Raw genomic sequence first — 7,366 nt, 5'->3', positions numbered from 1 at the left:
CCACCCGAGCCGATGAACCATCTTGGCATCAACTACTAGGCACACTGTTGAGTTCTCAAAGAACAGACGCGCATCCCTCGTTCGCTCTTGCGAGCTTCCGACCGGAGGCAACCGTTCAAACTTATCCGATCCGCTCCGGTCGGTCAAGTCCGTGTGGACCGTCCCGATCCTCGTGGATCGTCCCGCGGCGCGGCGAGGTCCGGGCTCATGCGTCCCGTTCAGGCCGTACCAGGGGGTGGTCGTCCGGGGGACCAGCCACCGGGTTGATCCTCGGTGTCCGTTCCTCCCTGCCGGGCGACGAAGCAGAACATTACGCACGCCTCGGAGAGACCGTCAACTCGGGGCGCCGTGACGGCGGTCACCCCCGATCCCCGCCCTCACCTGCGACGTTCCGCCGGCCGGTCCCCCGCGTCGCCCCCTCGCGGGCCCGGGGCGAGGGCTCCGGCCGAACCCGGACGCACCGGCGCCGCGCCCCGTCGGGCGACGACGCCGCGGCGCGTCCCCGCGGGACGACGCGGGCCCGCCCGACCACGGAGGTCGGACGGGCCCGGTCGGCGGTCGCCGCGCTCCCCCACCCGGAGGTGCCGGCAGCTCCGCGTCAGTACAGGGCGCTCGCCAGCGCGCGGCGCGCCGCCGCGACCCGCGGGTCCTCGGCGCCGACGACGTCGAACAGCTCGACCAGCCGCACCCGGATCCGCTCCCGGTCCGGGCCGAAGGTGACCCGGACGGTGTCGACGAGCCGCGCGAAGGCGTCCTCGATCTGGCCGCCCAGGACGTCGGCGTCCGCGACCGCCAGCTGCGCGTCGACGTCCGACGGGGCGTCGGCCGCGGCCTTGCGGACGGCGGCGAGGTCGAGGTCGCGCGTCCGGCTCAGGAGACCGACCTGCGCGAGGCCCGCGCGGGCCATGTCGTCCCGGGGGTTCTCCTTGAGCGCCTGCTCGTACGCCGCTGCGGCGGCGGGCAGGTCGTCGCGCTCGATCGCGTCGTACGCCTCCTGGTGCAGCGGCGGGAGCGGCGGCTCCTCGGGCTCGGCCGGCGCGGGCTCCGCCTCCTGGGCCGCGACCGTGCCGGTGATCCCGTTGGCGGCGGCGGCCTCGAGGACCTGGTCGAGCACGCCCCGCACCTGGTCGGCCGGCGGCGCGCCCTGGAACAGCGGCAGCGGCTGCCCCGCCAGCACGGCGACGACCGCCGGGACCGACTGCGTCTGGAACGCCGCGGCCACCTGCGGGTTGGCCTCGGAGTCGATCCGCGCCAGCAGGAGCCGTCCGCCGTACTGGTCGGCGAGCGCCCCGAGGTCGCGGGCGAGGTTGATGCTGGTCTCGCTCCACGACGCCCACAGCAGGACGACGACCGGGTGCTGGGTCGAGGACTGCACCAGGGCCGCGAAGCCCTCGGTGTCGACGTCGACCGTGTACGGGCCCGGCGCCGGCAGCCCGCCGGGCGTGCCGGGCGCGGGGGTGGCCGGGCGCCCCAGCCCGGAGAGGTCGACCGCGCCGCGCACGTTGAGGCGCGGCTCGTGGGCCGGGTTCTGGCTCATGCCGAAGTGCTCCTGCTCTCGCGTGCTCTCACGTCATCACTCACCGGTGACCGCCGTGCGGGCGTGCTCCGCCGCCAGCACGGTCACCTGCTGCGCGCCACCCGCCGGGGGCACGTACATCGCTACCACGTCGGTCCAGGTCCGGACCAGGTTGCTCGACACGCTGTCCCTGCCCGCGAGGGCCGCGTCGAACGGGTCGTTCAGCGTGATGCTGCCCTGGGACAGCGTGACGGTGGTGACCGTCGTCAGCTGGCCGACCACGATCGCCCCGCCGTCGGCCGTCCGCAGCGCGGTCACGGCCCCGGCCTCCGGGGAGACGGTCTCGGCGACCGTCGCGACCGCCTGGAGGCTCGCGGCGGTCTGGTTGCGCGCCTCCGTGATCGCGGTGCGGAAGAAGTCGGCCGGGAAGGTTGCCGCCGCCGCGGACGCGTCGCCGTTCGTGAGCACGTCCGCGTACTGGGCCAGCGCCTCCGTGGGCGACAGCAGCAGCGACGTGCCGTCGTCGGCCGCCACGGGCTCGCTGCCCTCCTCGGGCGTGGCGGTCGGCGGCATCTGCACCGACGGGCCGAGCCTCGACCAGCCCCAGAGCCGGTACGGGTCGCGCGGGCCGTCCTGGATCAGGACGAGCAGCAACGGCGCCTGCAGGTCGTCGGGCTGCGTCGTCACGACCATCTGGGTACGCGGCCAGCTCGTCGTGTCGGGCGTGATCGTCGTCTGCGCGGTCGTCGGGATCACGACCGGAGGACGCTCGCCGTTGGTCGCGGTGGCGCGGACGTACTCGGCCGAGCGGATCGCGAGCGCCGGTCCGACGAGCCGGGCGCCGAGACCCGAGGCGTCGAGCGCCTGGTCCCCGGCCGCGAGGACCGTCCCGACCTGGTCGAGCACGTCGGTCGACTGGGCGACCGTCAGCGCCGGCGGCGGGACGGCCGGCACGGCGTCGGGGGTGGGCTCGGGCACCGGGCTCGCGCAGGCGGCGAGGCCCAGGGCCGCGACGAGCGCGACCGCCGTGCCGGCCAGGCGGCGGCGCAGCCGCGCGGCGCCGGGGCGGTGCCCCGTGGTGCGTGCGGTCATCGGCCCTCCTCCGGGGTGGTGTCGTCGTCCGGCGGGGTCGTGCCGCCGCCCTCCTCCGTGCTGGGGAACCCCCACATGCGGCGCCAGGCGTCCGCGCGCTGGGCGCGGGTCGCGGCGTCGTCCTCGGCGCCGGCGGTCCCGGGCGCGGGGGGTGCGGCGGGTGCGCCGGTCGGACGGCCCGTCGGCCCCGAGGGAGCCGGGGTGCGCGGCGTGCCCGGGGTCGCGGGCGACGAGCCCGAGCCCGCGCCCGGCGCGGCGGGCGGGGTCGCGGCCGTGGACCCGGCCGGCCCCGAGGACGGGCGGGCCGTCGGGGCGGGAGCCGGCGCGGGCGCCCAGGACGCCGCGGGCGTCGGACCGGCGGGGTTCGACGTGCCGGTGGCCGGAGCGGAGCCGGCCGCAGCGGAGCCGGCCGCGGCCGGGCCCGTCGCGCGGTCGTCGGTCCCGGAGGGGACCGGCGCCTCCGCCGCGGCGCGCCCACGGCGCCACGGCAGGCGGTCGGCGAGCGCGCGGCCCAACGAGCCGGTGCGGGCGTGCGCCTCCGCGGCGGCGACCTGCGGGGCGGCCGGGTCCGGCTCGGCACCGGCGGTGGCCGCAGGGGTCCGCTCCGCACCGGCGCCGGCCCCGGGGGCCGCGGGCGTCGCAGGCAGCGTCGTCGTCGCGTCGTCCCGCGCGCCGGGTCGCGGCGCAGGTCCGGCCGGACCTGCACCGGGCGTCGCAGGCGCGTCCGGGCCGGCCGCAGCTGCAGCCGGCGTCGACCCCGTCACCGCCGGCGTCGACCCCGTGACCACGGGCGTGGCCCCGGTCACCACGGGCGTCGCCCCGCTGACCACGGGCGTCGCCCCGGTCACCACGGGCACGGAGCCGGTGGGCGTGCGGCCGCCGCGCCTGCGGGCGGCCGCCGCGGCGGCCTCGGCCTCGCGGATCTGCCGGCGGGTCAGCGGCACGCCGGGCGTGACCGTGCCGAGCGGGATCGCCCCGTCGGGCCCGGCCGCGGGCGCACCGCCGGCGGGCGTCGTGCCCGCGGCGGGGAGCGGCACGGTGGCGAGCACGCCGGTGCTGACGTCGGTCCACCCGGCGTCCGGGCCCTCGCGCCGCTGGCGGAGGATGCGCACGAGCAGGACCGCGGCGACGGCCAGGAGCAGCACGCCGAGCGCGACGCCGGGCCACAGCCAGGGCGTGGTGACGGTCTGCGGCCAGGACAGGTCCAGCACCGGGGCGCTGTCGCCGAGGCTCACGGCGAGCAGCGACCAGCGGCCCTCCTGGGCCGGCCACTCGAGCGTCGCGGTGCCGTCGCCGGCGACCTCGGCGACCCACATGTCGTTGCCGGTCGGGTCGGCGGCGGTCGCGGCGGCGTCGCCCGCGTCCTCGCTCGCCGTCGGCGACGGGGCGGCCTCGGCGGCGGCCTCCTCGGTCGCGGACGCGGACGGGCTCGCGGCCGGCTCCGCCGCGTCCTGACCGGACGTGGTGGCGAGCGTGTGCCAGTCTGACAGGCCGGTGACCCGCTCGTAGGGGTCGGTGCCCACCCAGGCGGTGACGTCGGTGTCCCGGCCGACCGCGAGCACCACCGGGTCGCCGTCGGCGTGCACGGTGACGGTCACGGGGTCGCCGGCGAGCTCGAGGACGCCGGGGTCGGTGACGAGGGTCCGGGTCTCTCCCCCGGGCGAGGCCGTGGCCACCAGCGGGTCGTCGGCCCGCCAGACGGTGGCGGAGGCGACGCCGAGCCCGATGGCCGCGACCCCGAGCACCCCGAGGACGGCGGCGATCAGTCGTTGGAGCACGCATCTTCCTCTCGAACGTGACGTCCCAGGATAGGCGGACCACCTCGGGGTCCGGGCAAATCGGGCCGGCTGCGGGGCAGGTGCGGGCCCGGTGGACGGGTGTCCGGGGCCGTGGCGCTGCCGATACCCTGGACGGCGGACGCGGGCCGACCGACGCCCCGAGCCTCCCGCCCGGAGGCCGTCCCCACAAGCGCTCGCGCGCGCTCGCAGGAGGAACTTCGTGGCAGAGGACCGTACGCCCTTCCCGGTGGTCAACTTCCGTGGCTACGACCGCGGCCCCGTCGACACCCGGATGCAGGAGCTCGAGCGTGCGCTGCAGGACGCCCGCAGCCAGGTCGCGTCGATGGACGAGCGCGTGCTGCAGATCTCGGGCGAGCTGTCCGAGGCGCACCGCCAGCTCCGCGAGGCGGAGCGGCCCACCTACTCCGGTCTCGGCTCCCGGATCGAGATGCTGCTGCGGTCCGCCGAGGAGCAGTCGTCCGACGTCGTGCAGCAGGCGAACGCGCAGGCGTCCGACGCGCTCGCCCGGGCGCGGCTCGCGGCCGGCCAGCTGCGGGCACGCGCCGAGAACGAGGTCGCCGAGATGCTCGCCACCGCGCGCCGCGAGGCGACGGAGGAGCGGTCGACGGCGCACACCGAGGCCGAGAGCGCGCTGACCGGCGCGCAGCGGCGCGCCGAGGAGCTGGTCGGGTCGGCGGAGCGCGAGGCCGCCCGGATCCAGACCGCCATCCAGACCGAGGAGAGCGAGCGCCGGGCGACGCTGGAGCGCGAGCTCGGCACGCTGCGGGCGACGGTCGAGCGCGAGACGACCGAGCTCCGGATCAGCACCGAGCAGGCCGCGGAGGAGCTGCGCACCCGCACCGAGTCGGAGACCACGGCGATGCGGGCCGAGGCCGAGCGGTACGACCAGGACCTGCGCCAGGCCGCCGACGCCGAGACGACGGCGCTGCGCCAGCGCGTGACCGCGGAGCTCGCCGAGCTGCGCACCGAGGCCGAGCGCTGGGCCGCCATGCAGCGGTCGGTGGCGGCGACGGAGATCGCCGAGGCCCGGCAGGCCGCGGCAGAGGAGTCCCGCGCCCTGCGCGCCGACGCCGCCGCGCACGCCGACGCCGTGCGGTCCGCCGCCGAGCGGGCCGCCGCCGAGACCCAGCAGCGGGCGACCGCCGAGACCACCGCCCTGCGGGCCGAGGCCGAGCAGTACTCCGGCTTCGTCCGGGCGACCGCGGACCGGGAGACGGCGGAGCAGCGCGCCGCCGTGGCCGACGAGATCGCGGCCGCGCGGCAGGAGGCCGAGCAGGCGCTCGCCGCCCTGCGGGCGGAGTCCGAGCAGTACGCGAGCGAGCTGCGCGCGGCCGCCGAGCGCGAGACCACCGAGCTGCGGGAGCGCACCGAGCACGAGGCCACCACGCTGCGCGCCCTCGCCGAGCGCGAGACCACCGAGCTGCGCGAGCGCACCGAGCGCGACGCCGCCGAGCTGCGCGAGCGCACCGAGCGCGAGGTCGCGGAGCTGCGCGAGGCCACCCGCCTGGACGTCGAGCGCCAGCTCACCGAGGCGAACCGTGCCGCCGACGAGGTCCGCTCGACCGCCCGCGCCGAGGCGGACGCGCTCACCGCGCAGGCCCGCCAGCAGCTCGCGGACGCCGAGCTGCAGATCGCCGCGCAGCGCGAGGCCGCCGAGCGCGCCGACGCCGAGCGGCACGCCACGGCCCGCGCCGAGACCGAGAGGCTCGTCTCCGACGCCGAGGCGCACGCCGCCGACGCCGAGCAGCGGGTCGCCAAGGCGCTCGAGCAGGCCGAGAAGATCCGCGTCGACTCGCAGAACCACTCCAAGGAGCTGCTGTCGAACGCCCGGTCGAACGCCGACCGCGTCGTCGCCGAGGCCCGCGAGCACGCCGAGAAGACGCTGTCGGAGGCGATGGCGGAGTCCGAGCGCGAGCGCACCACCGCGCAGCGCCAGGTCGAGGACCTGAACCGGCAGCGCGAGTCGATCACGTCCTACCTCGACGAGCTGCGCAACCTGCTCGGCCACGACCCGGTGCCGAACCGGAAGACGCTCGAGAAGGCCGACGCCGCGCAGGCGCAGTTCGACGCGAAGCAGGCGGCCCGCCCGGCGGCGCGCCCGGCCCGCGGGAAGGGCCGGCCCGCCCCGGTCTCGGCCGCGACGCCCGCGGTGCCCGCGCCCGCCGAGGCGAAGGACGACGCGACGCCGGCCGAGGCGCCGGCCGCGGGCGCGCCGGACGCCGACGGCACGCAGGGCGGCGCCGACGGCCCGCAGGTCGCCGCGGACGCGACGGCCACGGGCGCGACCCCGGCCGCGCGGGACGCGCAGGCCGCGCAGGACGCCGAGCGCCCCGCGGCGGCGAGGGAGGCGGCGCAGGCCGCACAGCAGCCCGCCGACCGCGCCGAGACCTCCGAGGACGAGGCCGCGGCCGCGCCGGCCGAGAAGTGAGCGAGCGCGACGCGTCGTCGGTCCCGGCCGGGGCCGACGACGCGGGCGCCGACCGCGCCGCCGACTGGCGGTCCCGCCGCCGCGAGGCCGCCGACGCCCACGAGGCCGCCCTCCGCGCCCGGCGCCAGGCCGAGTCCGCCCGCGCCCGCGAGCTCATCGCCCGGTTCGTCGCGGACGCCCGCTCCCGCGGCGTCGCCCCCGAGCCGCTGCACGCGCAGGGGTACGGTGGCCGCGGCCGCTACCGCACGCCCCTGGAGGGCTGGTACCTGCGCCGGGACCGCACCGTCGCGGTCGGCACCGACGGCGGCTTCTACGTGCTGACCGTGCCGCCGTCGCTGGCGGCGCGGCTGCGCGGCGTGCGGCCCGAGCCGCAGGACCCGCCGCTGGTCATCGGCGCGGGTGGCAAGGACGGCGAGTCGCTGGACCTGCCGGTCGCGCTCGCCCGGGCGCTGGGCGACGCCGGGGCCTGACCGCGACGGGCCGGGTCCTGTATCTTCTACCCTTTTCCACACCCACCAGAGCTCGCGCATG

5 protein-coding genes are annotated in these 7,366 nt (G+C 78.3%); 2 read left to right on the top strand and 3 right to left on the bottom strand.

From position 1 onward, the window contains the following. Positions 1-598: 598 nt before the first annotated feature. The 3 genes from AC3WUG_RS19030 to AC3WUG_RS19020 are packed head-to-tail and all read right to left on the bottom strand — an operon-like array spanning position 599 to position 4,386. On the bottom strand, positions 599-1,537 hold the full coding sequence (locus tag AC3WUG_RS19030; RefSeq protein ID WP_492329102.1) for a co-chaperone YbbN: 939 nt from the start codon (positions 1,535-1,537) through the stop codon (positions 599-601). Between the two features lie 36 nt (positions 1,538-1,573). Next, entirely contained in the window at positions 1,574-2,608 is a 1,035-nt protein-coding gene (locus tag AC3WUG_RS19025) for a DUF8094 domain-containing protein (protein WP_492329101.1), read from the bottom strand. Then, complete coding sequence (locus AC3WUG_RS19020; RefSeq protein ID WP_492329100.1) at positions 2,605-4,386, bottom strand: hypothetical protein; 1,782 nt, start codon at positions 4,384-4,386, stop codon at positions 2,605-2,607. The genes AC3WUG_RS19025 and AC3WUG_RS19020 overlap by 4 nt, the downstream gene beginning before the upstream one ends. A gap of 220 nt (positions 4,387-4,606) precedes the next feature. Here AC3WUG_RS19020 and AC3WUG_RS19015 point away from each other — a divergent pair, with 220 nt between their 5' ends. Both AC3WUG_RS19015 and AC3WUG_RS19010 read left to right on the top strand, forming a co-directional pair. Further along, positions 4,607-6,835, top strand: a complete 2,229-nt coding sequence (locus AC3WUG_RS19015; RefSeq protein ID WP_492329099.1) for a coiled-coil domain-containing protein — start codon at positions 4,607-4,609, stop codon at positions 6,833-6,835. Further along, positions 6,832-7,305 (top strand): hypothetical protein, encoded by a 474-nt coding sequence (locus tag AC3WUG_RS19010; protein WP_492329098.1) that lies wholly within the window; start codon positions 6,832-6,834, stop codon positions 7,303-7,305. Before AC3WUG_RS19015 ends, AC3WUG_RS19010 begins: the two co-directional genes overlap by 4 nt. Positions 7,306-7,366: the final 61 nt, after the last annotated feature.

Source organism: Cellulomonas sp. EB106-03-03-XG116 (assembly GCF_058792015.1).
Note: the sequence above shows the minus strand (reverse complement) of the source record. Positions and strands in the feature narration are given on the sequence as shown.

Excerpts from the sequence above, each read along its gene's own strand:
- AC3WUG_RS19030 (WP_492329102.1), bottom strand. The coding sequence starts at position 1,537 with ATGAGCCAGAACCCGGCCCACGAGCCGCGCCTCAACGTGCGCGGCGCG.
- AC3WUG_RS19025 (WP_492329101.1), bottom strand. The coding sequence starts at position 2,608 with ATGACCGCACGCACCACGGGGCACCGCCCCGGCGCCGCGCGGCTGCGC.